Below are 24,467 nucleotides of genomic sequence, written 5' to 3'. Positions count from 1 at the left end.
GGGTTGTAATGACAACGGGAGACCGGATCGAGCGGGACGCCGAGTCGGCGACCGACGAGCGGCCGACGGTCGCCGCGACCCGCTGTTCGCAGGACCGGACCGTCTTCGCAGAACAGGGCAACACCGACGCGTGGATCGCGACCGACCTCACGGTCGAACTCGAACGGTAACGAACCTCCTCCCGCCGCCCGCGCCACCGCGGCGGCTCCGCTTCCGGCGCCGTTCGGCGCCCCCGACTTCACTCCTCGGAGCGGAGCGTCCCGCGGGGCGAGCCCGATGTGCGCGGCGGCGACGCGGTCGCCCGCGCCGCGGCCGTCCCGCGCTCCCGATCCCCGTCGACGACCGCGAGGATCCGATCGAGTATCGAACCGAAGCGGCCGCGCTCGGACCGCTTCTCGAAGTAGGCGTCCGCGCCGGCGCCGAACGCCGCCGCCTCGCACTCCTCGCCCGAACACGTCGTGTGAAAGACGACCGGGACCTCGTGGCCCGCCTCGCGGAGCCGTCCGGTGAGACCGACCCCGTCGCCGTCGGGGAGCCGCTGCTCGGTCACGACGCAGTCGACTTCGACCCGCTCGCCGTCGACCTCGACGCCCTCCTCGACCGCGTCGACGGCGGCGGCGACGCGCTCGACGGAGCGGATCCGGACCCGTTCGGTGAGCCGCGTCGCGAACGTCTCCAGCAGCTCGGCGGAGCGCGCGTCGGGCTCGACCTGGAGGACGGTGATCGGCCCGTCGGCCTCCGTCGCGGGCCCGTCTGCTGGCTGTGCTGATCGGTCGGCGGCTGCGTTCGTGTCCGCGTGCGCGTCTGACGGCGGAGATGTGTGGTCGGTCATTCGTTTGGCGGCGGGCGACGACTCGGCGGAGCGCGACTCACTACGCGAGTTGTGATATTTCTTCGAACAATATTTGCCGTAGCGGTGTTATAATAATTGCGCGATCACCGTTGTCACGGCGCCTACGTCGATTATTCGGTGGTATAACCGAAGACACGCCGAGCGGTTCCCCGACGGCGCGGGCGGCGCGTCGCCGGGTCGCGTCCGCGTCCGCGTATCCGACCGCGGCGGCGGGTCGGCGGGCCCCCGGCCCGCTCAGGCGAACAGGTCGCGCGCCTCGCGGACGGCGTCGACGAGCGCGTCGACCTCCTCGACGGTGTTGTAGAAGTAGAAGGAGGCGCGCGCGGTGGCGGCGACGCCCATCTCGTCGTGGAGCGGCTGCGTACAGTGGTCGCCGGCGCGGATCGCGACGCCGTAGTCGTTGAGGATGCTGGAGAGGTCGTGGGCGTGGACGCCCTCGACGTTGAACGAGACGAGCCCGCCGCGGTCGTCGCCCGGCGGGCCGTATATCTCGACGCCGCCGAGCGCCGTCAGCTCGTCGTAGGCGTACTCGGCCAGCAGGTCCTCGTGGGCCTCGATCCGGTCCATGCCGATATCCTCTAAGTACTCGATGGCGGCCGCGAGGCCGACCCCCTGCGCGATGGAGGGCGTCCCGGCCTCGAACTTCCACGGCAGGTCCTCCCAGGTGGAGTCCTCGAAGGAGACGCGGCGGATCATGTCGCCGCCGTAGAGGTACGGCTGCATCTCCTCTAAGATCGCCTCGCGGCCGTAGAGGGCGCCGATCCCGGTCGGGCCGCACATCTTGTGGCCGGAGAAGGCGAGGAAGTCGACGTCCAGCGCCTCCACGTCGACCGGGCGCGTCGGCACCGACTGCGCGGCGTCGGCGAAGACGTAGGCGTCGCGGTCGTGCGCCATGTCGGCCAGCTCGCGGATCGGGTTCACCGTGCCGAGCGTGTTCGACACGTGGACGACCGAGACCATCTCGGTGTCGTCGTCGATGAGCTCGGCGGCGTGGTCCATGTCGAGCCGCCCCTCGTCGGTGACGTCGATGAACCGCACGTCGGCGCCCGTCCGCTTGCCGATCTGCTGCCAGGTGACGAGCGAGGCGTGGTGCTCCATCTCCGAGAGGACGACGTTGTCGCCCGGGCCGAGCTCTTCGAGGCCCCAGGCGTAGGCGACGAGGTTCATCGCCTCGGTCGTGTTCTTGGTGAAGACGACCTCCTCGCGGCCCGCGGCGCCGATGAAGTCGGCGACCGCGTCGTGGGCCTCCTCGTAGGCGACGGAGGCCTCCTGGCTCAGCTGGTGGATCCCGCGGTGGACGTTGGCGTTGTAGCTCCGGTAGTAGTCGGCGATGGCGTCGACGACCGGGTCGGGGGTGTGCGAGGTCGCCGCGTTGTCGAGGTAGACGAGGGGGGTGTCGTCGCCCTCGCCCTCCCCGGCGGTCTCCGGGTCCCCGCCCACCTTCCGGTCGAGGACCGGGAAGTCGGCGCGGAGCGCCTCCACGTCGAACGGGTACTGTTCTTGGACTCCCATTACCCGTTATCGGGCCCCGAGCACTAACACACCTTCGGTCCGGTACGTCTTGCGGGTATCGCGGACGCGCGCAACGCCGCGATCCGCGGGGGTTCGCCCCGCTACTCCCCCCAGTCCGGATTCGCCCGCGGCGGCGCGAAGATGTCGAAGCCGACGACGGGCTCGTCGGTCCGGTTCTCGGCCGCGTGCGGCTCGCCGCCGGGGATCACGTACGTGTCGTCGGGGCCGACGACCCGCTCCTCGCCGTCGACGAGGAACGTCAGCCGGCCGGCCGTGATCACGCCGATCTGCTCGTGCGGGTGGTCGTGCTCGGGCACGCCCTCGCCCGGTTCGATCTCGAACCGCTGGATGCTGGTCTCGTCGCCGACGGCCCCCTGGGTGAGGAACACGCCGTCGACCGCCTCGACCGCCTCCGCGTCCGCGTCGGGTGCGACGTCCATACGCGCTCCGGCGGCCCGGAGGCACCTAAATCCGCGGGGACGGGCAGCCGGTGCCGGGGCGACGCCGGCGCCGCCTCGGGGCTCTCACGGGAACGGGTGGTACGGGCGGTCGAGCGCGGGCTCGAACCCCATCGACCGCGGCACGTCGCGGGCGCGGTCGCCGAAGAACGGCTCGCCGGTGAACAGCGGCTGCGCGCCGGGCACCAGCACGCGGACCGCCTCGAACCCCAGCGACGCGAGGTCGCGCGTCGTCACCCGCGCGACGTACGGGTCGAGGCCGACGGCCTCGACGCGGTCGACGACGGCTGCGAGCTCGGCCTCGCCCGACAGCGCCGGCTCGCCGAGCCCGTCGGTCGAGACGGTCGCGTCCGGGTCGAAGAACGCCGCGGTCTCGGCGGGGCGGTCGGCGTGGTGGCCGATCGCGGCGCCCTGCTCGTCGGCCGCCTCCCGGCCCATCGAGCGGAGCTCGGTCCAGTTCTGGAGCGCCTCCGCGAGCGCGCTCCGGGCCGCCGCGGCCGGGTCGAGGTCGGCGCCCGACCCCGCGGCGAACCGCGGCCAGTCGCCCTCGCGGCCGACGCCGACGGCGACGACCGGCACGTCCACGTCGGTCGTGACGAGCAGCGCCGTCACCGACAGCGACTCGGCGCGCGCCCGCTTCTCCAGCTCGGCGAACCCGGGGTCGTCGACGTCGAGCCCGAGCGGCTCCGTCGTGGAGTACCAGCTGGTCATCGTCGCGTCGCGCTCGACCGCCTCGTAGAGCCCGGAGAGCGCGGCGTCCGGCCCGGAGCTCCCGAGCCCGAGCCCGGTCGTGATCGCCGGGCGGTACCGGCGCTCCGGCGGCGGGAAGTGGACGAACTCCGCCGGGAGGCTCGCCGGCTCGCCGGTCCCGAGCCGCTCGCCCCGGACCCACGGGAGCCGGTCGTCGCGGCCGTACGCCTCGGCGCTCTCGGGGCGCACGAAGGCGTCCGGGGTGACCGGGTTCGGGACGTTCGCGGCCGGCGCGCGCGTGAACGCGGCCTCGCGGTAGACGCCGGCCGCGTAGCGCTCTAACCCCTCGCCGAGCGCCTTCATGAACGCGGCGTCCCAGTCGGCGGCCGCGCCCCCGCCGAAGTCGGCCGCGTCGCCGTCGGAGAAGGGCGTCGTGTCCGCGACCCGCGCGACGTAGTACGGCAGCGGGAACGACTCCTGCTCGCCGACCTCGGTCAGCGCGCCGACCCGCGGGTCGACCGCGCGCTCCGCGCGGTCGAGCGTCTCGCCGAGGTCGCGGTCGGCGTGCTCTCGCGGGAGCGCGTCGCCGGGGTCGGCGCCGCAGCCGCACCCGGGCGCCGGGAGGAGCGTCCGCTCGCCGCCGGGCACCTCGGCGACCGTGTCCGCCACCGGGTCGCCCGCGAGCAGGCGGATCGCCCGCCGCCCGGCCACCGCGCCGGCGTAGCGCACGGCGGAGCGGCGGCCGGTCGGGGCGTCGGCGGGCTCCGCGCCGCCGCTCTCGACCCGGGCGCGCAGGCAGTCGTAGCAGGCGTCGTCGAAGACGGTCACCGCCGCGTCGAGGTCGGCGAGCGGGACGCCGCCGAGCCCGCCCACCTCGACGGCGACCCACCGGTCGAGCAGCTCGTTCGCGGTCGCGAACGCCGCCGACCCGGCGGTGTCGACGACGACCGCGAGGTCGAACCCGTCGAGCAGCTCCGCTTCCACGGGCATCGCGTTCACGTCGACGTCGCCGAGCGCGGCCCCGGCCGCCTCGACCGCGGGGCCGTCGCCGACAAGTCCGATATCCATACCCCGTGGACGCGAGGCGGCGGAAAAAAGCCGCGGGTCCGCGGCGCGGGAGGGCGGACGGAGAAGAACGCTCGGGGACGCGAGGAAAGAGAGGGAGGCGGCGGTCGGGCGGGCGGCCCGCTCAGGCCGGCGTGGCCGCCATCATCTCGGCGGCCTCGGCGGCGAGGTCGGCGGCGTCGACCCCTTCGAGCCGCTCGTCGCCGAGCTTCAGGCGGAGCCGGGGGCGGCCGACGTCGATCGGGACCTTCTCGGTGTCGATGATCCCCAGGTCCTCCAGGCGCGTCTTCGTCCGGGAGAACGTCGCCTTCGAGGCGATCCCGACGTCCTCGCCCCACTTCGAGATGTCGTAGAGCAGCACGTCGTTCTTCGCCGCGACGAGCAGCGAGACGGTCACCTCGTCGAGGTCGGCGCCGTCGTCGCCCTCGGTCGCGTCGAGGACGGCGTCGAAGTCGGCGCGGGCCTCCTCGCCGATCTCCGACGCCATCGTCTCGCGGACCCGGCTGATCGCCGGCGTGCGGAGCGTGTACGGCTCGGCGTCCTCGAACGCCTCGCGGTGGGACTCGTACACCTGGTCGACGAACTCGCCGTCGTCGGTCGAGAGCGCGGCGACGTCGTCCCCGGCGGTGACGAGCGCCACGACCCGAGAGGGAGAGACGAACAGCGCGTTGTCGACCTCGCCGTCCAGCACCCGGAGGTCCAAGGCGCCGTCGGCCACGAGGTCGGCCGCCCGGGACGCGACGACGAAGTCGTCCATGACGTCCTTGAGGGTGCGTTCGTCGGCGAGCATCGACAGCTCCGGGAGGTCGTCCCGCCCGACGGCGGTCTCGACCAGCGATACGATCGTCTCCGCGGAGGGGTCCACGACGAGCAACTCGTCGTCGCCCCCGGCGAAGGCCGCTTCGAGCGCCGCCTCGACGTCGGCCGCCAGTAAATTCGATACCATTTGTCTCTCGGTATAAAAGCCGGTTGCGTATTTAATATTAACGGGATTCATGGTTCGGACAACTCACGTAGCAGGCCTCAAAAGGCCGAAATCGCCCGATCAGCTCCGACGGCGATCGCCGATCGGTCGCCGGTCGATCGCCGGTCGATCGGCGCCTCGACGGTCGCCGTCGACGCCGCGTGCGCGACCGTCGGCGGCGGGGTGCCGCGGCGGCGACGGAAGGATTAATGCGCGGTCGCGCCCGGGTTCGCACATGGACCACGAGCACGTCCGGGAGGTCGACCCGGCGGTCGCCGACGCGCTGGCCGGCGAGCGCGACAGACAGGAGCAGACGCTCGCGATGATCGCGAGCGAGAACCACGTGAGCGAGGCGGTACTGGAGGCGCAGGGCAGCGTCCTCACCAACAAGTACGCCGAGGGCTATCCGGGGTCGCGCTACTACGCCGGCTGCGAGTACGCCGACGAGGTCGAGGAGCTGGCGATCGAACGCGCGAAGGAGCTGTGGGGCGCTGACCACGTCAACGTCCAGCCCCACTCCGGCACGCAGGCGAACCAGGCGGTGTACTACTCCGTCCTCGAACCCGGCGACAAGATCCTCTCGCTGGAGCTGAACCACGGGGGCCACCTCTCGCACGGCCACCCCGCGAACTTCACGGGGCAGCTGTACGACGTCGAGCAGTACGAGGTCGACCCCGAGAGCGGCTACATCGACTACGAGGGGCTCCGGGACACCGCCGAGTCGTTCGACCCGGACATCATCGTCTCGGGCTACTCCGCGTACCCCCGCACCGTCGACTGGGAGGAGATCCAGGCGGCCGCCGACGCGGTCGACGCCTACCACCTCGCCGACATCGCGCACATCACCGGGCTCGTCGCCGCCGGCGTCCACCCCTCGCCGGTCGGCGTCGCCGACTTCGTCACCGGCTCGACCCACAAGACGATCCGCGCCGGCCGCGGCGGGATCGTGATGTGCGACGCGGAGTTCGCGGACGACGTCGACTCGGCGGTCTTCCCCGGCGGGCAGGGCGGCCCGCTGATGCACAACGTCGCCGGCAAGGCGGTCGGGTTCAAGGAGGCGCTCCAGCCCGAGTTCGAGGAGTACGCCCGGAACGTGGTCGACAACGCCGAGGTGCTCGCCGAGACGCTCCAAGAGCACGGCCTCTCGCTGGTCTCCGGCGGCACCGACAACCACCTCGTGCTCGCCGACCTGCGCGACTCGCACCCGGACCTCTCGGGCGGCGAGGCCGAGGACGCGCTGGCGGCCGCGAACATCGTCCTCAACGGGAACACGGTCCCCGGCGAGACGCGCTCGCCGTTCGACCCCTCCGGGATCCGCGCGGGCACCGCCGGGCTCACGACGCGCGGGTTCGACGCGGACGCGATCGAGGAGGTCGGCGACCTGATCTACCGCGTCGTCGACAACGCCGACAGCGACGACGTGATCTACGAGGTCGGCGAGCGCGTCGTCGAGCTCTGCGAGGCGCACCCGCTGTACGAGTGACGGCCCGGCGCCGTCGCGGGGTCGGGCCGCGCCGACGAATCCGTGCGTAAAAGTGGGGGCGGCCCGCAGGGGTCGGTATGGACGCTCCGTCGTTTCTCGCCGCTCGCCTCGACCGCGACGCCGCCCCGCTGGTCGTCGGCGACGTGATCGCGTTGATCCTACTCCTGACCGTCGGGACGCTCAACCACCAGTCGGTCGCGTTCCTCACCGCCAACCCGCTGTACCTCCCCGGCGTCTACGCCCCGTTCCTGATCGGCTGGGCGGCGGTGGCGCCGCTCGTCGGCGCCTACTCCGCGGGCGCGGCCGAGACGGCGAAGTCGTCGGTGCCGCTCGTCGTCAGGTCGTGGATCCCCGCGGCGGTCGTCGGGCTGGCGCTCCGCGCGTTCGTCTTCCGCGGCGGCGCCGAGCTCACCTTCGCGGCCGTCATGCTCGTGCTGGGATCGCTCGCGCTCGGCGGCTGGCGCGCGCTCTACTTCCGACTGCGGTAATTCCCGCGTTCCGCCGCTGACTCCGGCGACCGACCGCGCAGCCCCCTTCTCGCCGCCGCCTCCGGCGACCGACCGCGCAGGCCCTTTCTCCCCGTCCGACCGAAACGGCTACCCGGGTCCATCGCGCGGCTCATAAGTTATGAGTTACATCTGTGTGTTCACGGCCGAACCGCCTACGAACCGCGAGAAAAATTTAATACGGACGATCCAATTAGTATTCAACGACAGCATGGCTGGATACTACGACTACGTCCTTGGGCTCATTCCGGGCGCGTTGATCGGTGTGACCGCCTCGCTCACGCTGGTCGGGCTGTCCCTGACCGCCGCGCTCCCGGTCGGCGCCGCGGCCGCGGGCGCGGTGATGGCTCACGCGATGTTCGTCCGAAATCCAGTCGCGGGCGAGGCGCCCGCGCGCCGGTCGCTCGACGGCGAGGCCGGCGAGCGCTCCGGCGGATCGGCGACCGGCGGCTCCTCCGCGGGCGCCGCCGACTGAGCGCACGACCGCCCGGCCCCCGCGGTCCGGGCCCGTCGTCCCGACCGCTCGCCGCGTCCTGTACCGTTTAGTCCCCTCGCCGCGAGTGGTCGGGTATGACGGAAACCCTGTTCCTGTCGAGCGGCGACGTCGACGACCTCGCGGAGCCGGCCGACTACGTCGCGGCGGTCCGCGACGCGTACCGCCAGGTGGGCGAGGGCGCGCCGGCCGAGCCGCGGACGAAGCTGTTCAACCGCGAGCCGCCGGGCATGCTCACCACCTACGCCGCGGTCCTCCCGGAGACGGGGGCGATGGGCGGGTACACCTACTCGGCGGGGTTCGGCGCGGGCGACGCGTGGTTCATGACCCCGCTGTTCGACGCCGAGTCCGGCGAGCCGCTCGCGCTGCTCGACGGCGCGTCGATGAACCCGTTCAAGACCGGCGCCGCGGGCGCCGTCGCGGTCGACGCGCTCGCCCGCGACGACGCGACCGAACTCGCCGTGATCGGCAGCGGCGCGCAGGCGCGCGGGCAGGTCGCGACGACCGCGACGGTCCGCGAGTTCGAGGCGGTCCGCGTCTTCTCGCCGACCGCGGAGAACCGCGAGTCGTTCGCCGCCGACTTCGACGAGCGACTCGACGCCGACGTGTCGGCGGTCGAGAGCGCGAGCGACGCGCTGGCGGGCGCCGACGTGGTGATCACCGCGACGACCGCGAGCGACCCCGTGATCGCCGACGCCGACGTGGAGCCGGGCACGCACGTCACCGCGATGGGCCAGTACCACCCGGAGAAGAACGAGCTGCCCCCCGAGCTGGTCGCGCGCGCCACCTACGTCCCCGACCTGAGAGCGCGCGCGACGCAGGACGCCGGCTCGTACCTCGCCGCGGTCGCGGCGGGTCTGATCGAGGAAGGGGAAGGGATCGCGGCCGACCTCGGCGCGGTCGTCGCGGGCGACCACCCCGGCCGGACGAGCGACGAGGAGGTGACCGTCTTCGACTCGGGCGGGACCGGGGTGGAGACGGTCGCCGCCGCCCACATGCTGTACGAGCGGGCGAGCGACGCCGGGCGGGGCGAGATCGTCGACTTCGCGCCCGCGAGCGAGGCGCTGACCGGAGAGTAGCCGGAGGTTGAAGTGGCCTGCCGGCGTTCGGCCGGTATGCTCGTTGGGATCGTCTCCGACACGCACGACGACCTCGCCGCCGTCGAGGCGGCCGTCTCGCTGTTCGAGCGCGAGGGGGTCGACGCCGTCGTCCACTGCGGCGACTTCGTCGCGCCCTTCTCCGCGACCCCGTTCGACGCGGGCTTCGACTTCCACGCGGTCCGCGGGAACAACGACGGGGAGTGGGCCGTCGAGTCGACGGTCGAGGAGTTCGGCACCTACCACGGGGAGGCCGCCGCGCTCTCGTTCGACGGCGCGGGGAGCGGCGACGCGACCGGCGACGACGCGGTCGACGTCGCGGTCACCCACGGCACGAGCGGCCTCGTCGTCGACGCGCTCGTCGACTGCGGCGACTACGACTACGTGTTCCACGGCCACACCCACGCGCACGGCGTCGAGGCGCGGGGCGGAACCGTCCGCGTGAACCCCGGCGGCCTCCCCATCCCGGTCGCGGGCGCCGACGACGCGTTCCGGGTCGCGACGCTCGACATGGCGGAGTCCGGCGTCGACGCGGTGACGCACCACGTCCTCGACGGCTGACGGCGCCCGGCGACCGGCGGCGCCGTTCGACGGCGGCGCGGCGCGCGTCGCCCCCACCCCGAGTTTTATCGCCGCTCGCTCGCTCCGTACCTCTATGAGACACGCGCAGGGACCGCTCCTCACGATCGACCTGACAGAGCGGACCGCGTCGACGACGCGGATCGACGACCGACTCGCGTCGTTCGTCGGGGGCCGCGGGCTCAACACGTCGCTCGCGTACGACCGGATCCCGTTCGACGCCGACCCGCTGGGGCCGGAGAACCGCCTGTTCCTCTCGACGGGGCCGATGCAGTACTCGACGACCTCCTACACCGGACGCATGGCCGCCACGGGCCTCTCGCCGCTCACGAACGGCCTGCTGTCGTCGAACGCGGGCGGGTTCCTCTCGCGGAACTTCACCGGCGCGGGGTACGCCGCGGTCGAGCTGGTCGGCGCGAGCGACGACCTGCTCGCGGTCCACGTCCGCGAGATCGGTCCGGACGGCGAGCCGGACGTGACGTTCGAAGAGGTCCCGGACCTAGCGCAGGCGGAGGTGTCCACCGTCTCCGACCGCCTCGCGGAGACGCACGGCCTGGAGCCGGAACACGTCGCCTGCGTCGGCCCCGCCGGCGAGAACGAGGTGCGGTTCGCGTCGGTGATGACCTCGGACACGCGGGCGTTCGGGCGCGGCGGGCTGGGCGCGGTCCTCGGCTCGAAGGGCGTGAAGGCGCTCACGTTCGACGGCGAGGCGGAAGTCGACCTCGACCTCGACTGGCCCGACGAGGCGGGCGAGGTCCACCGCGAGGCCGCGACCTCCGACTCGATCATGAAACGGCAGGGGACGACGAGCGTGACGGAGCTGGCCAACGAGGTGGACGCGCTCCCCTCCTACTACTTCGCCGAGACCTCCTTCGAGGGCGTCGAGGGCATCTCCGGCGACCGCGTCGAAGAGAAGAAGTACAAGAAGGGGACCTGCTCGCAGTGCGCGTTCGCCTGTAAGCTCCCGACCCGCGACGAGGCCACCGGCGTCGAGACGGAGGGGCCCGAGTTCGAGACCGTGATGGCGTTCGGGTCGAACGCGGGCGTCGACGACATCGTCGACGTGATGGCCGCCAACGAGCTGTGCGACGAGCTTGGGATGGACACCATCTCCTGTGGCGACGCCGTCTCGATGTTCCTCCAGAGCGAAGACGAGTTCGGCAACGCGGAGCTGGTCCGCTCGCTCGTCGAGCAGATCGCCTACCGCGAGGGCGTCGGCGACAAGCTCGCGGAGGGCGTCCACCGCGCCCACGAGGAGTTCGGCGCCGACGACTGGACCGTGAAGGGGATGGCCTTCTCCGGGCACGACGGCCGCGCGCTCAACGGGCAGGGGCTCGCGTTCGCGACCGCGAACCGCGGCGCCGACCACATGTACGGCGAGTTCTACCCGTACGAGTACCCGCTCGTCGACCCCGACGAGGCGTTCGATCCCGAGGGGCTGGCGGGGAAGCCCCCGAAGCTCGTCGCGAAGGAGAACCGCAACGCGGTGCTCGACTCCGCGGTCGTCTGTAAGTTCTCGCGGGGCACCGTCACCGACGACCGGCTCGCCGCCCTGCTCGACGCCGACTACGACGCCCTCCAGACGCTGGGCGCCCGGATCGTCGAACTGGAGCGCGCGTTCAACAACGCCCGCGGCTTCGACCGCGCGGACGACACGCTCCCGTACGCCGACGCGATCGAGGGGTTCGACGCGGCGCTGTCGGAGTACTACGCGCTCCGCGGCTGGAACGACGACGGCACCGTGCCCGACCACGGCGACGGGATCGACCCCGCGAGCGCGGCGCCCGCCGACGACTGAGATCGCGAGGCCCCGCCCGACGCCGCCTCACTCCGCCGGATCGTCCGGGGGCGCGAACTCGACGCCGCGGAACTCGAACCGCGCGCCGCCGGCCTCGCTCTCGGCCAGTTCGACCGTCCACCCGTGCGCCTTCGCGACCTCGGCAACGATCTTCAGCCCGAACCCGGTGCCGTCGGGGTCCGTCGTCACGCCCGCCTCGAACACCGACTCCCTGTCGTCGGGGTCGACGCCCGGGCCGTCGTCCTCGACGTAGAAGCCGTCGCCGTCGGGGAGGGCGCCGACCGCGACGGCGACGTCCCTCCCCCCGTGTTCGACCGCGTTGCCGAAGAGGTTCTCCAGCGCCTGCCGCAGGCGGCTGCGGTCCGCGGCGACGACGGCGTCCGTCTCGACCGCGAGCGTCGCGTCCTCGGTGTCGACGGTCTCCCAGCACTCCGCGACGAGGTCGGCGAGGGGGACCGGCTCCGTCTCGTCGATGCCGGCCCCCTGCCGGGCCAGCGCGAGCAGGTCCTCGATGAGCGCGTCCATCCGGTCCAGCGAGCGCTTCACCGCGCTCAGCTCCGCGACCTCTATCGACTCCTCGGCGAGCCGGTCGGCGACCATCTCGAGGTTGCCGGTCGCGACGTTGAGCGGGCTCCGGAGGTCGTGCGAGACGAGGCTGGCGAACTCCTCCAGGCGGTCGCGCTCGCGGGCCACCTCCGCCTCGCGGCGGCGGAGCTGTCGCTCCCGCTCGATGCGGACGAGCACCATCGTCACCGTCGCCGCCCAGATGCGCGCGATCGCCAGGTCGGACTCGGAGAAGGCGTCGGGGACCGTGGCGCCGACGTTCAACACGCCGTACCGGCCGAGCGGGACGACGAGCTCGCTGCGGATCGTCGCGTCCTCGGTGTACCGGTCGGGGTCGTCGGCGACGTCAGCCACGTAGGTCGGCTCGCCGCTCTCGAACACCTCCCAGGTGATGCTCTGCCCCGCGGCGTCGAACGTCGGATGGTCGCCGACCACGGCCTCGGCGGTCTCGGTCCAGACGACCGGTTCGAGCGCGTCGCGCCGCTCGTCGTGGAACCAGATCGCGGCGATGGGGTGGCCGAGCACGTCGTCGACGTACGACACCGCCGCCTCGGCGGCCGTCTCCCTGTCCGTCGTCTTCAGCAGCTCCCTGGTCGCCTCGTGGAGCGATTCGAGCGTCTCCGTGCGGCGCCGGAGCGCCAGCTGTTGCGTCCGCTCGTTCGAGACGTCTATCGCGGTGACGACCGCGTACGAGTCGCCGTCGAGCCCGAAGGCGCCGACGCTGACGCGGACCGGGATCAGGACGCCGTCGCCGCGGCGCACGACGAGCTCGAACCCGTCGGCCAGCGACCGGGACTCCCCCGCGCGCACCGCGTCGACCAGCGCGGCGACGGTGTCGCCCGCGTCGGCCTCCCCGTCGCTCGTCGCCTCCCAGTCGCCCGTCGCCTCGCCGGCGGGATCGGCGTCGCCGTCGCCCGGGTCGGCGTCGAGGGCCGCGGTCACCGCGGCGTCGTCGAGGTCCACCTCCGTCGGGTCCTCGAACACGGCGCCGACCGACCGTCCCGAGAGCTCGGCCGGGTCGAGCCCGAAGACCGCCTCGACGCTCGGCGTGCCCGCGCGGACGACGCCGTCGCCGTCGACGACGAGCGTCGGGTCCGGGGTCGCGTCGATCGCCTCCGGGAAGCTGTCCATCGTCACTCCTCCGGCTCGTGGACGTGACCGCACTCGGGGCAGCGCACCTCCTCGCCGCGGAGGTCCGCCGAGGAGGCGCGCACGTCGCGCATCACCTCGCTGATCTTGTCCTCGGCCTCTAACTCGTCGGCGACGGCGAGGTCGACGCCCTCCACTTCGAGGAGGAACTTCGCGACCTCCGTCACCTCGTACATCATCTCGTCTAAGTCCTCGGCGGTGAAGAAGCCGGACATCGCGCCGTAGAGGAACGTCGCGCCCGCCTTCGTCACCTTCTCCTCGAAGGAGTAGCGCGCCTGGTTGACCGCCTGCGGGGTGTAGGTGTCGGTCATGAAGGGGACCAGTTCGGGGAGGTTCTCGCCGATCTTCGTCATCTCGACGCCGGTCTCCGTGCGGAAGTCGGCGCAGAGGCGCGCTATCGCCCACTCGCGGGCCGTGATGTACGTCCGGTCGCGGAGGAACTCGTTGACGCGCTCGTAGCGCGCCCCGTCCATCTTCTGGAACCGCTCGTACTTCTGGACGTCGCGGGGCACGTCCGACGCGTCGCCGTCGCCGGCGTCCGTCGCGTCGTCGGCCGCCGCGTTCTCACCGTCCGTCGCGTCGCCGGCCGCGTCCTCGTCGGGGGGCGTCGGGTCTCCGCCGGTCGCTTCGCCGCCGTCGTCGCCCTCGGAGGGAACGCGGTCCGCGGCGGCGTCGCCGGTCCCCTCGGCGTCGTCGGCCGCCGGACCGGTGTTGTCGCTCATACGTTCGAAAGCCCGCGGGCGGGCAAAAGGGTTGTCGGTGGTCGGGCGCCGGAGATCCACTTTTGTACCGTCGCGTGGAGGGATGGGGCATGAAAGTGCTCTGCGGGATCGGCGGCAGCGACGACTCGTTCCGCGCGCTCGACCGCACGGTGGAGCGCGCGGCGGTCGCGGACGACGACCTGACGATCGCCGTGGTCGACAACGAGGACTCGTCGGTCGCCCCCGAGGACGTGATGGAGCGCGCCCGGGAGGCGGTCGACGACGCCGAGGTAGCCGCCGAGGTGCGACGGGTCGAGGGCGACCCCGGGAGCCGGCTGGTCGAGATCGCCGAGACCGAGGGGTTCGAGGAGATCGTCCTCGGCGGCGGCCACACGAGCCCGATGGGGAAGATCACGATCGGGTCGATCGCGGAGTTCGTCCTGTTGAACGCAAAGACGTCGGTGACGCTGGTCAGATGAGCGACCGAGGCTACCCGGACGCGGTGGCGGACGAGTTCCCGCCGCCGCCGACCGCGTTCGCGGACCGCGAGGACCGCGAGGTCGAGATCCGGCCGTACGATGGGGACGACGCGGCCCGCGAGGCCCTCGTCGAGATGTACGACGACTTCGACCCGGCCGACCGCGCGCAGGGGATCCCGCCGGGCGGCGAGGAGCGCATCCGCGAGTGGCTCGGCGCCATCCTCGCCGACGACTGCTACAACGTGATCGCCTGGTGCGGCGACGAGGCGGCCGGCCACGCGACGCTCGTGCCCGACGGCGACGCATACGAGCTGGCGATCTTCGTCCACCAGGAGTACCAGCGCGCCGGGATCGGCACCCACCTCATCCGCGGGCTGCTCGGGCACGGGCAGGCGAACGGCGTCGCGAAGGTGTGGCTCACCGTCGAGCGGTGGAACCGCGCCGCGGTCTCGCTGTACAAGAAGATCGGCTTCGAGACCTCGGACGCCGAGAGCTTCGAACTGGAGATGGGGCTGCGCCTCCGCGCCGACGAGGCGGCCGCGGAGGGGGCCGGCGGACCCGCGGGCGAGGCCGACGGCGACGAGTAGGGCTGGCCGGAATCTTCAAGCCTTTAGGGGCGGCCCGCGACCGCTCCGGTATGAGTCACCGAATTCTGCTGTTGGGGGCGCCCGGCGCCGGGAAAGGGACGCAGAGCGCGAAGCTCGCCGACGAGTACGGCGTCGAGCACGTCACGACCGGCGACGCGCTCCGCGCGAACAAGGAGATGGAGACGGAGTACGGGACGCCCAAGTCGTTCATGGACGCGGGCGAACTGGTCCCGGACCCGGTCGTCAACGAGATCGTGAAGGCCGCGCTCGAGGACGCCGACGGGTTCGTCCTCGACGGCTACCCGCGCAACCTCGACCAGGCCGAGTACCTCTCTGAGATCACGGACCTCGACGCGGTCATCCTCCTCGACGTCGACGAGGAGGTGCTCGTCGACCGCCTCACCGGCCGCCGCGTCTGTGACGACTGCGGCGCGAACTACCACGTCGACTTCCAGCCCCCGGAGGAGCCGGGCGTCTGCGACGAGTGCGGCGGCGACCTCGTCCAGCGCGAGGACGACACCGAGGAGACGGCCCGCGAGCGCCTCGAAGTGTTCTACGACAACACCGAGCCCGTGGTCGACCACTTCCGCGACGAGGGCGTCCTCGTCGAGGTCGACGGCGAGGCGACCCCGGACGAGGTCTTCGAGCGGATCCGCGACGTCGTCGAGAACTGACCCGGCGCGTCGAGGGGCGACCCGCCCCGGCGCCGCGAACCGATCCGCGTCGCCCCGGGACCGATTCGAGCGGCGATTCTACAAGGTTCTTAACCGTCGACCGCTAACCGGCCGGTAATGAGCAAAGTCGAACGGCGAGTCCGCTCGCTGGTCCGCGAGGACGGCGAGATGCGGGACGCCATCCAAACCGTCCTAGACAACGCCAGCGGCGGCGAGGTCCGCTGGGTCGACGTTCGCGACGAGATCACGAGCGGGCAGTGGGGCCGGCTCATCGAGAAGGAGATCCTCGTCGACGGCGAGGAGGGGTTCGCGCTGGCCGACCGCGACGGCATCGAGGCCGGCATGGAGGACGACGACGGGGGCGACGGCGACGTCGAGACGCCCGAGACGACAAGCTGGTCGAAGTGGGACAAGCTCGCCGGGCTGGCGACCGTCGGCGCGTTCGTCGGCTACGCGGTCCCGCCGGTCCGCGACGCGATCGCCGGCGCCATCGACGTGGTCCTCGGCCCGCTCCTGAACCTCGTCCCGTTCTACGTCGTCATCATGGTCATCGCGCTCGGCACGGGGCTGTACTCGACGCTCCTGCGCGCCGGACTCATGGACATGGAGAAGATGGGCGCGTACCAAGACCGGATGAAGGACATCCAGGAGCGCCGGAAGGAGGCCGAGAAGCGCGACGACGACGAGGCGCTCGACCAGATCCAGGAAGAGCAGATGGAGGCGATGGGCGACCAGCTCGGGATGTTCAAAGAGCAGTTCCGCCCGATGGTGTGGATCATGTTCCTCACCATCCCCGCGTTCCTCTGGATGTTCTGGGTGATCGGCTACCGCGGCTCCGACGCCGCGTACCCGGCCGTCGCCGCCCAGGAGCTCGTCGTCCCGCTCGCCGGGACCGTCACGTGGGACACGGGGATCGTCGGCCCGATCCAGATGTGGATCCTCTGGTACTTCCTCTGCTCGATGGCGTTCACGCAGCTGGTCCAGAAGAGCCTCAACATCGAGATGTCGCCGTCCTCCTCGTAGGCGGCGCTCCGGTCCGTCCTTTCTCGACCCGCTTTCGCCTCCCTTACTCCCGCGCCGCGAGGAACGCCGCCACCTCCTCGCGCGACGGGATCGACCCCATCCCGCCGACCGACCGCACCGAGAGCGCGGCGGTCGCGTTGCCGAACGCGAGCGCGTCGCGGAGGCCGTCCTCGCCGCCGACCTGTCCCCCGGTCGCGACCCGCGAGAGCAGCCCCGCGGTGAACGCGTCGCCGGCGCCGGTCGCGTCGACGGCGTCGACGGCGAACCCGCCGCGGCGGACCGTCGCGGCGCTCCACGGCGCGGCGTCGGAGCTGACCGCGAGCGCACCCTCGCTCCCCAGCGTGACGACCGCGGTGTGTGGGCCGAAATCGAGCAGGTCGCGGGCTAGCGCCGCCCCGTCGTCCGTCGAGAGCCCGGCCGCCGCGACGTCCTCGGCGCTACACAGGACGAGGTCGCTCGCGGCGACCGCCTCGCGGACCGCGCTCGATACGGCCTCCGCCGCGCCGTCCGGGACCAGGTCCGCCCGGTAGTTCACGTCGAACGAGACGGGGCAGCCGGCCTCGGCCGCGCCCGCGAGCAGTTCGCGGGTCGCCGCCCGCCCGCCGGGGTGCGTCAGCGCCGCGCCGCCGAGGTGGACCCACGGCGGATCGCCGTCCTCGCCGGTCGCCTCTCCCGTCAGCGTCTCGGTCGGCACGGCGCTCGGATCGAACCCGAACGTCGCGTCTCGCGAGCCGTAGAAGCCGAACCGCGGGCCGTCTGCGCCGGGCGGGGCGACCACCGCGAGCGTCGTTCGCCCCTCGACGCGCTCGACGTGCGTCTCCGGGATCCCCTCGGCCGCGAGCGTCTCGGCGAGGAACTCGCCGAACGCGTCGTCGCCGATGCGCGTCCAGAACGCGGGCGGCGAGCCGAGCCGCGCGAGCCCGACCGCGACGTTGGCGGGCGCGCCGCCGGGGCGGTGGGCGTAACCGTCGACCTCGCGCAGCGTCTCCCCCGCGCCGGGCACGAAGTCGACAAGCGTCTCGCCCGCGACGAAGACCTCCGGCATCAGCCTACTCGGCCGTCTCGGCCCCGTCCTCGCCGCCCGCGGCGTCAACCTCTTCGGCGACCGCCTCGAACGCCGCGAGGATGACGCGCTTGCACGCCTGTCCCTCGGTGCTCCAGTGGTGGGCGTAGTCGAGCATGTCGTCGTAGATGTCGGGCTTACAGCCCGCCGCCTGCGGGTGGCCGCCGCCGTTCACGCGGCCGGCGACCTCGTGCGCGTGGCGGAAGTCCTCGGAGCCGCGGATCGACGCCGACCCGGCGGGCTTGACGATCACGGCGGCGTCGGCGCCGGCCTCGCGGAGCGCCTCCGCGACCTCGTTCTGCGAGCAGCGGCCGTAGGTGACCGCGACGCGCCAGTCGCCGACCTCGTGGGTGACCGCGCGGTCGACCGCGAGGTCGATCCGGGCCTCCTTCTCGACGCGGCGCTCCTCGACGAACGACCGGACCGTCTCGGGGAGGTCGACGCCGTAGGCGCCGATCACGGCCGCGTACTCCTCGGCGCCGGCCCAGTAGGAGTAGTCGGCGAGGTCGTCGGACCGGGAGTCCTCCTTGATCCAGAGGTCGTGGTCGCGCGTGACCGCGGCCAGCTCGGTCCAGCGGTCGTCGAAGGCGTGGTCGAGCGAGCGGAGCGTCACGTCGGCGGTACACTCCTCGTCGGAGTCGCCGACGACGAGGTCGACGCCCGCGTCGCGGACCGCGGCCGCGGTCGCGTCGTCCCACTGGTGGTGGTCGAACCAGCGGATCGACTCGGTCGACTCGGCGAGCGCCTCCAGCGGCTCCGCGATCCACTCGTAGTCGTCTGGACAGAGGTCGCAGACGAACAGGTCGATCCCGGGGTCGGCGTACGCCTCGACCCGTTCGAGCGCGGTGTCGATCGAGTACGGCCCGGCCGAGAGCAGCCCGACCGGCGACTCGGCGTGAGCGTCGGCGAGCGGGTCGTCGTCCGCCGTCTCGTCGCCGTCCGCATCTTCGTCGCCCGCGTCCGCGTCGTCGCTCCCGTCGTCTCTCTCTTCCAGCCGCGCCGCGATGGCGTCCTCGAAGGGCTCCACGTCGAGCGCGGCGTCGTACGCCTCGCGGATCATCGCGGCGCAGGCGAGCCCGTCGGCGTCGCCGTCGGCGATCACGACCGCCTCGCTGCCCTCGATCGTCTCCCGCGCTCGGCGCTCGGCGCGCTCGTCGTCCAGCGAGTCCGGGTAGAAGAACCCCTTCCCCGGGAGCTTCGTGTACCGCGATCGGGGGGCGTCCCCCGCGTCGATGAGGTCGTCGTCCATACCGTCGGGGCGGGCGGCAGCCGGAAAACTCCGCCGCTCTCGCGTCGGCCGCGGCGTCCGGCCGCCTCGCGCGCCCTCAGACGGTCGTCCGGCGCGGGTCCTCCTCTGTCAGCTGACGGACCGTCAACACGGGGATCGGACAGGTCCGGACGACGCGCTCGGCGACGGAGCCGATGAGGAAGCGGTTCTCGCCGTGACGCCCCCGCGTGCCCATCGCGACGAGGTCCGCGTCGACCGAGCGGGCGTACGCGTCGATCTCCGAGGCCGGGCGGCCCTCCCGGACCTCGATGGTGACGCCGAGGTCGTCGTCGCGGTCGCGCGCCGCCTCCGAGACGCGGTCGAGCGCGTCGCGCCCCTGGTCGTCGAGCGCGTCGCGGAGGTCCTCGCGGACCGTGTCCGGCGACGACTCCACCTCGCCGGCGTCGACGACGTACACCGCGTGGACATCGGCGTCGAACCGCGCCGCCACGTCGACCGCGACCGAGACGGCCCGCTGGACGCTGTCGGAGCCGTCGGTCGCGACCACGATGGTGTCGAACATGGCCGTCCGTTCGCCGCAACGGCACCTAAAACCCGGCGGTCGGCGGAGGGGAGAGGCGACACGGAGCGGCGCGAGTGCGACGACAACTCGACTTACAAATATCCGGATTGGGCGGTGGCGCGTGCCTCCGAGTGGTCGCCGAAGGCGGCCGCGAGGAGCACGCGCGAGGGACGCGGCGACCGGAGCGAAGCGAAGGGAGCCGCGAGGCTGGGGAGGTGTGAGGCCGCGGTGCGGGGCGGGACTCAAAGGGGCAGCCGCGCTCGGCGAACCCCAGCGACGCAGGCACCGTAGGGAGCGAGCGGTGCGAGCGACTGCGGAGCGCAGCGAGCTGTGGGAGCCGAGCGCGGCTGGGGCTTTGGCGGTGTTCGCCGCCATCACATAGCCGGTTACCTATAAGGACCGAGGTGAGTTCGGACCGCCTTCGCCGTCGATCCACTATCGGCTGTCTGGCACCGTTGAAACATTCTTTTCAGGCACATACGCCCTACACAGTCGGTCGATGAGCGCTGCTTACTGATACACCCGTTCGAAAACCGACTGTGTAACGATTGTAACGACGACAACAATCGCAAACCTCGACAGCAGCCCAAAATCCGTCAATGCCCGCAAGGCGACAAGAACGACGAGGGCGACCACAGCAGAGGCGGCTAGTTTCCGGTTTTCGCGAGAGACCATACCGTCACTCGACAGAATCGAAGGAAGTACCTACCGAAACGTGGCTCCCCGTATCGACCGTGATCAGGCCGGAGTTCATCGCCTTCTGCGGGTTCCAACAGCCGGCTATCCAGTTCCAACAGCCGTACAAAAACCGCGCGCGTCCGAGCGAGTTACGCCAAGAACACGTGCCGCGGCCGATCCGCGAGCACGTCGCGGCCCCACTGGACGGTCTCGGAGAACTCGTCGGAGCGGAAGAAGGCCATCGCGTCCTCCTTCGCGTTCCACTGGCTGGCGATGAACATGTCGTTCTCGTCTTCGACGTTCACCATCAGGTCGGTCTCGACGTGGCCGTCCATCTCGCCGAGCAGGTCGCCCACGTCGTCGAACGTCTCGACGAACTCCGACTGGTAGTCGGGCTTGACGGTGTAGAACATCCCCATCGTCCCGAAGCCGGACTCCTCGCCGGCGCGGGCGACGATGTCGGGCAGCTCCGAGAGGAAGCCGCCGGCCGTCTCCGCCGCCGACGCCGTGTCCCAGATGGAGACGACCGCGGCGCGGTCGGTGTGGCGCCCCTCGTACACCGCGGTCTTGACGTGGGTGCCGTAGTGGTCGAAGTTGCCGCGGAGCCCCTCGACCTCGTCGAACAGCTCCTCGGTGTCGGCCTCGCTGTACAGCACGGTGGCGTACACGTCCTCGCCGTGGGGCTTCCCGGCGTAGATGTCGAGGTCGGCGAGCTCGCCGCGGATGTCCTCGTCTCCGCCCCCGTCGCCGCTCCCGTCCTCGCCGTGGGGGTGGTCGCCCTCGCCGCCGTCTCCGTCGCCGTGCGGGTGGTCGCCGTGGGCGGAGCCGCCGCCCGCGCCCGAGTGATCGTGCCCCTCGCCGCCGTGCGCGTCGTCGCCGTGGTGGCCGCTCTCGCCGTGGTGGCCGCCCTCGTCGCCGTGGCCGCCCCCGCCGTGGGGGTGGCCGGCGCTGTCGCGCTCGGGGACGCGGCCGGTCGGGACCGTCTCCCCGGCGAGGAAGGCGTCGAGGTCGGTCGGCGGGAACCGCCGGCCGACGTAGAAGTCGCCGAACTCGCCGTACCGCGAGGAGGCGGGGTCGAACCGCATCTCGTAGACGATGTCCTTGATGTCGGTCGGGTCTGCGCCGAACAGCGTGACGCCCCACTCGTGGTCGTCGAAGCCGACGGAGGAGGCGATCACCTGCTTGATCTTGCCGGCGTACTCCTTGCCGACCTCGCCGTGGCCCGCCATCAGCTCGGCGCGCTCCTCGAACTCGAGGTCGTACCAGTTGTGCTCCTCGCCGCGGCGCTTGCTCATCGGGTAGAAGCTGACGTACTCCTCGTCCGGGATCTCGGGCTTCAGCTTCCCCTCGATGTACCGGCGGAGCCCCTCGTCGACGGCGTCGGCGCCCTCCTCGAAGTAGTCGTCGGAGACGTACCCCGACACCTCGGTGACGGAGACGTAGGAGGTCTCGCGCTCGGTGAACTTCGCGAGCGCGGTGTCCTCGAAGCGGCGCTCGATCGCGGAGAGGTCGTCGAGCGACGGCCGGAAGTGTAAAAAGAGGAGGTCGGCCTTGTGCCCGAGCACGGAGAACAGCGCCGACTCGCCGTCGTCGGCGTCGGCGACCAGTTCGCGGTGTTTCAGGAAGGCCTCACCCTCTTCGATCGCCCGCTCTCGCTCGGACTCGGGCGCCTCGCGCCAGGCGTCCCAGTCGATCGAGCGGAAGTCGTGTAGCGAGAACCACCCTTCGGCGGTCTGTGGAGCCTCGACCATACGCCGGGTTGGTGCCCCGCGACTTAGGGGTTTGCGGGTCGTCCCGAGACGTAGTAATCGGCCGGACCGTCGCCGGTCGCGCCGGTGCGGAAAGCGGCACAAACGGTTTCGAAGTCCCAGCCGCTCGGGTGTACCCGAGTGCCTTCGCTAACGGACGCCGTTACCGAGACCGCCGAAGCCCCAGCCGGGAGGCGGGCGCACGCTCGCTGTGCTCCTCGGTCGCTCACTGCGTTCGCTCCCTGCGGTGTCGCCGGCGGCGAAGCCGCCGGCTTTCCGTGGCGCGTAGCGCCACGCTACTTACGTCGCCTGCGCCCGCCTCCCGGCTGCCCCTTTGAGTCCCGCCCCGCATCGCACGGCACCTCACGCCTCCCCAGCCTCGCCGCTCGCTTCGCTCGCGGCGTCCCTCGCGCGTGCTCCTCGGCCGCAAAGCGGCCTCGCAGGCACGCGCCGCCGCACGTGGCTGGTCGGTCGGGCTCCGGAGGCGTCGAAGTGCCCGAACCGCCCGGATCGTCGCGGCTCGCGTCAGCAGTCACCGTGACCGAAACCCTTTCGACGCGACCCCGAAATGTCCGGACGATGCGGAAAAGCGGCCCGCCGAAAGGACTGATCTCGTACCTCGTGTTGGAGTTGCTCGACGAGCGACCGCGGTACGGGTACGAGCTGCTCGGCGAGATAACGGAGATCAGCGGCGGGCACTGGGAGCCCTCCTACGGCTCCGTCTACCCGATCCTCTACAAGTTCGAGGAGGAGGGCGTCGCCGAGCGCGTCGAGCGCGCCGACGAGCCCGACCGGAAGTACTTCGCGCTCACCGACGCGGGCCGCGAGGAGTTGGCCGAGAAGCGCCGCGCGATCGGCGGCGAGGCGAAGGACTTCGGCGACGTCGTCCTCGGCTTCTACCACCTGTACGCCGCGCTCGCCACCGACGGCCGGTTCGAGGTCGACGACGCGGACGCCGACTGGGCGTTCTCGGAGCGGTACAGCGCGTGGATCGTCGAGCAGATGATCCGCCACCACGAGCGCGACTTCGGCGAGTTCGAGCGGATCGACGCCTCCCCCGAGGAGTTCTACGCCCGGGAGGACGGCGCCGCGGCGGACGCGGCCGAGCCGGACTCCGCCGAGACGGAGCCCGCGGACGACGCCGAGGAGCCCTCCTCCGGCGCCGCCGACGACTGAGCGCGGCGCTCTGCCTGCGTCGGCGTCCCCGACTCGCAGCGTCGCGATTCACCGATTGAGCAGCCGCCACAGGAGCCCGCCGGGGAGTCCGGCGCGGACGAGCCGGTCGTACAGCCGGTCGGGCAGGACGCGCGCGATCCGCGGCAGCCACCGCGCCCGGCGGCTCACGCGGTAGCGCGTCTCCGGCCGCTCCGCCGCCGCCGCGGTCACCACGCGCTCGACGACCGTCTCGACGTCGGTTGCGGCCGGGGAGTACCCCTCGAACTCCCGGTAGGCGTCGGCGTACGGCCCCTCGCCGCCCGCGCCCTCGACCGCCGCGGCGGCCCGCTCGTTGAACCCCGTCGGCACCGGCCCCGGCTCGACCAGCGCGACGTCGACCCCCAGCGGCTCGACCTCGCGGCGGAGCGCGTCGACGTACCCGTCGAGCCCGGCCTTCGCGGCGCTGTACGCGCCGTGGTACGGCAGCGCCACGGAGCCGACCATCGACCCGACGACCACGACGCGCCCGCCGCGCTCGCGCAGCGTCGGGAGCGCCGCGGACGCGGTCACGTGGACCGCGGTCAGGTTCGTGTCCACCTGCCGGCGGAACGCCTCGGCCGAGGTGTCCTCGACCGACGCGATCTCGTAGCCGCCGACGCAGGAGACGACGGCGTCGAGCGGGCGCTCCGCGAGCAGGTCTCGAACCGCCGCCTCGTCGCGGAGATCGGCGACTGCGGTCTCGACCGCGTCGGGCAGCGCCGCGAGGCCGTCCGCGTCCCGGTCGACGCCGAGGACGTCGTGGCCGGCGGCCGCGAGCGAGCGCGCGACGCCCCCGCCGATCCCGCCCGCGGCCCCCGTCACGAGAACGTACATGCCGGAGGGTCGCGGCGGGGCCAGTAGACGGTGGCGGTTCGCGTCGCCGGAGGCGGACTCGGCGACGCGGGCGGCGCCGCCGGCCTCGGTCTCCCGGCCGACGCCCGAAGGCATATATCCGACACGGGCGATGGTCGGCGTAATGTCCACCGACGAGCCGTCCGTCCCGATCGTGTGCGACGAGTGCGAGACGGAGACCCGCGTGCCGCTCGACGACCTCGCGGACGCGCTCGACAAGCACAACGCCCAGAAGCACGGCGGCGAGTCCGTCGCGGAGGTCGACCCCGCGATCAAGGACCGCCTCGCCGACCTCGTCGCCGAGGACTTGGGGCTGTTCGACGAGGAGGCGTGAGCGAGCGCCGCCGAACCCCCGTTCGCGAGCGCTCGCGGGCAGCGACATCGCATCGTCGCGGGAATATGGGAGCAATAATTGCGTCGTTCGGTGACGGATTGAGATACTGAAAAAGGTACTTACAGGGTTTTCA

At 72.0% G+C, this 24,467-nt stretch carries 25 protein-coding genes; 13 read left to right on the top strand and 12 right to left on the bottom strand.

The window, feature by feature from the left end; all coding sequences use genetic code 11:
* Nucleotides 1–8: 8 nt before the first annotated feature.
* Entirely contained in the window at nucleotides 9–170 is a 162-nt protein-coding gene (locus DVK05_RS17290; RefSeq protein ID WP_173229912.1) for a hypothetical protein, read from the top strand.
* 68 nt (nucleotides 171–238) lie between these two features.
* Here the strand turns inward: DVK05_RS17290 and DVK05_RS08250 are convergent, their stop codons facing one another.
* The 5 genes from DVK05_RS08250 to tbsP all read right to left on the bottom strand — a co-directional run bounded on the left by DVK05_RS08250 (nucleotide 239) and on the right by tbsP (nucleotide 5,524).
* A complete protein-coding gene (locus tag DVK05_RS08250; protein WP_121562894.1) occupies nucleotides 239–832 on the bottom strand; it encodes a response regulator in 594 nt (197 codons plus the stop codon).
* A gap of 255 nt (nucleotides 833–1,087) precedes the next feature.
* The gene (locus DVK05_RS08245) at nucleotides 1,088–2,365 is read right to left on the bottom strand and encodes an aminotransferase class V-fold PLP-dependent enzyme (protein WP_121562893.1); all 1,278 of its coding nucleotides are present in this window, start codon (nucleotides 2,363–2,365) and stop codon (nucleotides 1,088–1,090) included.
* 101 nt (nucleotides 2,366–2,466) lie between these two features.
* On the bottom strand, nucleotides 2,467–2,805 hold the full coding sequence (locus DVK05_RS08240) for a cupin domain-containing protein (RefSeq protein ID WP_121562892.1): 339 nt from the start codon (nucleotides 2,803–2,805) through the stop codon (nucleotides 2,467–2,469).
* A gap of 84 nt (nucleotides 2,806–2,889) precedes the next feature.
* Entirely contained in the window at nucleotides 2,890–4,581 is a 1,692-nt protein-coding gene (locus tag DVK05_RS08235) for a YcaO-like family protein (protein WP_121562891.1), read from the bottom strand.
* A gap of 121 nt (nucleotides 4,582–4,702) precedes the next feature.
* Nucleotides 4,703–5,524, bottom strand: a complete 822-nt coding sequence (gene tbsP / locus DVK05_RS08230) for a transcriptional regulator TbsP (protein WP_121562890.1) — start codon at nucleotides 5,522–5,524, stop codon at nucleotides 4,703–4,705.
* Between the two features lie 253 nt (nucleotides 5,525–5,777).
* Between tbsP and glyA the strand changes: the two genes are divergently transcribed.
* From glyA to DVK05_RS08200, 6 genes are all read left to right on the top strand, one after another.
* A complete protein-coding gene (gene glyA, locus DVK05_RS08225) occupies nucleotides 5,778–7,025 on the top strand; it encodes a serine hydroxymethyltransferase (RefSeq protein ID WP_121562889.1) in 1,248 nt (415 codons plus the stop codon).
* A 77-nt stretch (nucleotides 7,026–7,102) separates the two neighbouring features.
* On the top strand, nucleotides 7,103–7,513 hold the full coding sequence (locus DVK05_RS08220) for a DUF3054 domain-containing protein (RefSeq protein WP_121562888.1): 411 nt from the start codon (nucleotides 7,103–7,105) through the stop codon (nucleotides 7,511–7,513).
* Between the two features lie 229 nt (nucleotides 7,514–7,742).
* On the top strand, nucleotides 7,743–8,006 hold the full coding sequence (locus DVK05_RS08215) for a hypothetical protein (protein ID WP_121562887.1): 264 nt from the start codon (nucleotides 7,743–7,745) through the stop codon (nucleotides 8,004–8,006).
* A 95-nt stretch (nucleotides 8,007–8,101) separates the two neighbouring features.
* Nucleotides 8,102–9,103, top strand: coding sequence for an ornithine cyclodeaminase family protein (locus DVK05_RS08210; RefSeq protein ID WP_121562886.1), 1,002 nt, complete (start codon nucleotides 8,102–8,104; stop codon nucleotides 9,101–9,103).
* 36 nt (nucleotides 9,104–9,139) lie between these two features.
* Nucleotides 9,140–9,682, top strand: a complete 543-nt coding sequence (locus DVK05_RS08205) for a metallophosphoesterase (RefSeq protein WP_121562885.1) — start codon at nucleotides 9,140–9,142, stop codon at nucleotides 9,680–9,682.
* 94 nt (nucleotides 9,683–9,776) lie between these two features.
* Entirely contained in the window at nucleotides 9,777–11,498 is a 1,722-nt protein-coding gene (locus tag DVK05_RS08200; RefSeq protein ID WP_121562884.1) for an aldehyde ferredoxin oxidoreductase family protein, read from the top strand.
* Between the two features lie 27 nt (nucleotides 11,499–11,525).
* On the opposite strand, the gene DVK05_RS08195 is transcribed toward DVK05_RS08200, so the two are convergent.
* Together DVK05_RS08195 and DVK05_RS08190 are read right to left on the bottom strand one after the other, a co-directional pair.
* On the bottom strand, nucleotides 11,526–13,193 hold the full coding sequence (locus DVK05_RS08195; RefSeq protein WP_394338857.1) for an ATP-binding protein: 1,668 nt from the start codon (nucleotides 13,191–13,193) through the stop codon (nucleotides 11,526–11,528).
* A 2-nt stretch (nucleotides 13,194–13,195) separates the two neighbouring features.
* Nucleotides 13,196–13,933: a DUF5806 family protein gene (locus tag DVK05_RS08190; RefSeq protein WP_121562882.1), complete on the bottom strand. Its 738-nt coding sequence runs from the start codon at nucleotides 13,931–13,933 to the stop codon at nucleotides 13,196–13,198.
* Between the two features lie 89 nt (nucleotides 13,934–14,022).
* On the opposite strand from DVK05_RS08190, the gene DVK05_RS08185 reads away from it, so the two are divergent.
* The 4 genes from DVK05_RS08185 (at nucleotide 14,023) to DVK05_RS08170 (ending at nucleotide 16,675) form a co-directional block, all read left to right on the top strand.
* Nucleotides 14,023–14,391 (top strand): universal stress protein, encoded by a 369-nt coding sequence (locus DVK05_RS08185; RefSeq protein ID WP_121562881.1) that lies wholly within the window; start codon nucleotides 14,023–14,025, stop codon nucleotides 14,389–14,391.
* The gene (locus DVK05_RS08180) at nucleotides 14,388–14,978 is read left to right on the top strand and encodes a GNAT family N-acetyltransferase (protein WP_121562880.1); all 591 of its coding nucleotides are present in this window, start codon (nucleotides 14,388–14,390) and stop codon (nucleotides 14,976–14,978) included. The genes DVK05_RS08185 and DVK05_RS08180 overlap by 4 nt, the downstream gene beginning before the upstream one ends.
* 50 nt (nucleotides 14,979–15,028) lie before the next feature.
* Nucleotides 15,029–15,652, top strand: a complete 624-nt coding sequence (locus DVK05_RS08175) for an adenylate kinase (RefSeq protein WP_121562879.1) — start codon at nucleotides 15,029–15,031, stop codon at nucleotides 15,650–15,652.
* A gap of 117 nt (nucleotides 15,653–15,769) precedes the next feature.
* Nucleotides 15,770–16,675, top strand: coding sequence for a DUF106 domain-containing protein (locus DVK05_RS08170; protein WP_121562878.1), 906 nt, complete (start codon nucleotides 15,770–15,772; stop codon nucleotides 16,673–16,675).
* 43 nt (nucleotides 16,676–16,718) lie between these two features.
* Here DVK05_RS08170 and DVK05_RS08165 read toward each other — a convergent pair whose 3' ends face one another.
* From DVK05_RS08165 to DVK05_RS08150, 4 genes are all read right to left on the bottom strand, one after another.
* Nucleotides 16,719–17,720 (bottom strand): carbohydrate kinase family protein, encoded by a 1,002-nt coding sequence (locus tag DVK05_RS08165; protein WP_121562877.1) that lies wholly within the window; start codon nucleotides 17,718–17,720, stop codon nucleotides 16,719–16,721.
* Nucleotides 17,721–17,724: 4 nt separating this feature from the next.
* Nucleotides 17,725–18,987: a DHH family phosphoesterase gene (locus DVK05_RS08160; RefSeq protein ID WP_121562876.1), complete on the bottom strand. Its 1,263-nt coding sequence runs from the start codon at nucleotides 18,985–18,987 to the stop codon at nucleotides 17,725–17,727.
* Between the two features lie 76 nt (nucleotides 18,988–19,063).
* Nucleotides 19,064–19,528 carry a universal stress protein gene (locus tag DVK05_RS08155; protein WP_121562875.1) on the bottom strand — a complete coding sequence of 155 codons (465 nt, stop codon included), beginning with the start codon at nucleotides 19,526–19,528 and terminating at the stop codon, nucleotides 19,064–19,066.
* A gap of 827 nt (nucleotides 19,529–20,355) precedes the next feature.
* Complete coding sequence (locus DVK05_RS08150; RefSeq protein ID WP_121562874.1) at nucleotides 20,356–21,957, bottom strand: heme-binding protein; 1,602 nt, start codon at nucleotides 21,955–21,957, stop codon at nucleotides 20,356–20,358.
* A 576-nt stretch (nucleotides 21,958–22,533) separates the two neighbouring features.
* Here DVK05_RS08150 and DVK05_RS08145 point away from each other — a divergent pair.
* Entirely contained in the window at nucleotides 22,534–23,130 is a 597-nt protein-coding gene (locus DVK05_RS08145; RefSeq protein ID WP_121562873.1) for a PadR family transcriptional regulator, read from the top strand.
* Nucleotides 23,131–23,178: 48 nt separating this feature from the next.
* On the opposite strand, the gene DVK05_RS08140 is transcribed toward DVK05_RS08145, so the two are convergent.
* Nucleotides 23,179–23,982 (bottom strand): SDR family oxidoreductase, encoded by an 804-nt coding sequence (locus tag DVK05_RS08140; RefSeq protein ID WP_199712304.1) that lies wholly within the window; start codon nucleotides 23,980–23,982, stop codon nucleotides 23,179–23,181.
* Between the two features lie 142 nt (nucleotides 23,983–24,124).
* On the opposite strand from DVK05_RS08140, the gene DVK05_RS08135 reads away from it, so the two are divergent.
* Nucleotides 24,125–24,334, top strand: coding sequence for a hypothetical protein (locus DVK05_RS08135; protein ID WP_053770698.1), 210 nt, complete (start codon nucleotides 24,125–24,127; stop codon nucleotides 24,332–24,334).
* The last annotated feature ends 133 nt before the right edge of the window (nucleotides 24,335–24,467 follow it).

This window comes from Halorubrum sp. Atlit-8R, from assembly GCF_003666025.1.
In the GTDB taxonomy this organism is placed as follows: Archaea; Halobacteriota; Halobacteria; order Halobacteriales; family Haloferacaceae; genus Halorubrum; species Halorubrum salinarum.
Note: the sequence above shows the minus strand (reverse complement) of the source record. Positions and strands in the feature narration are given on the sequence as shown.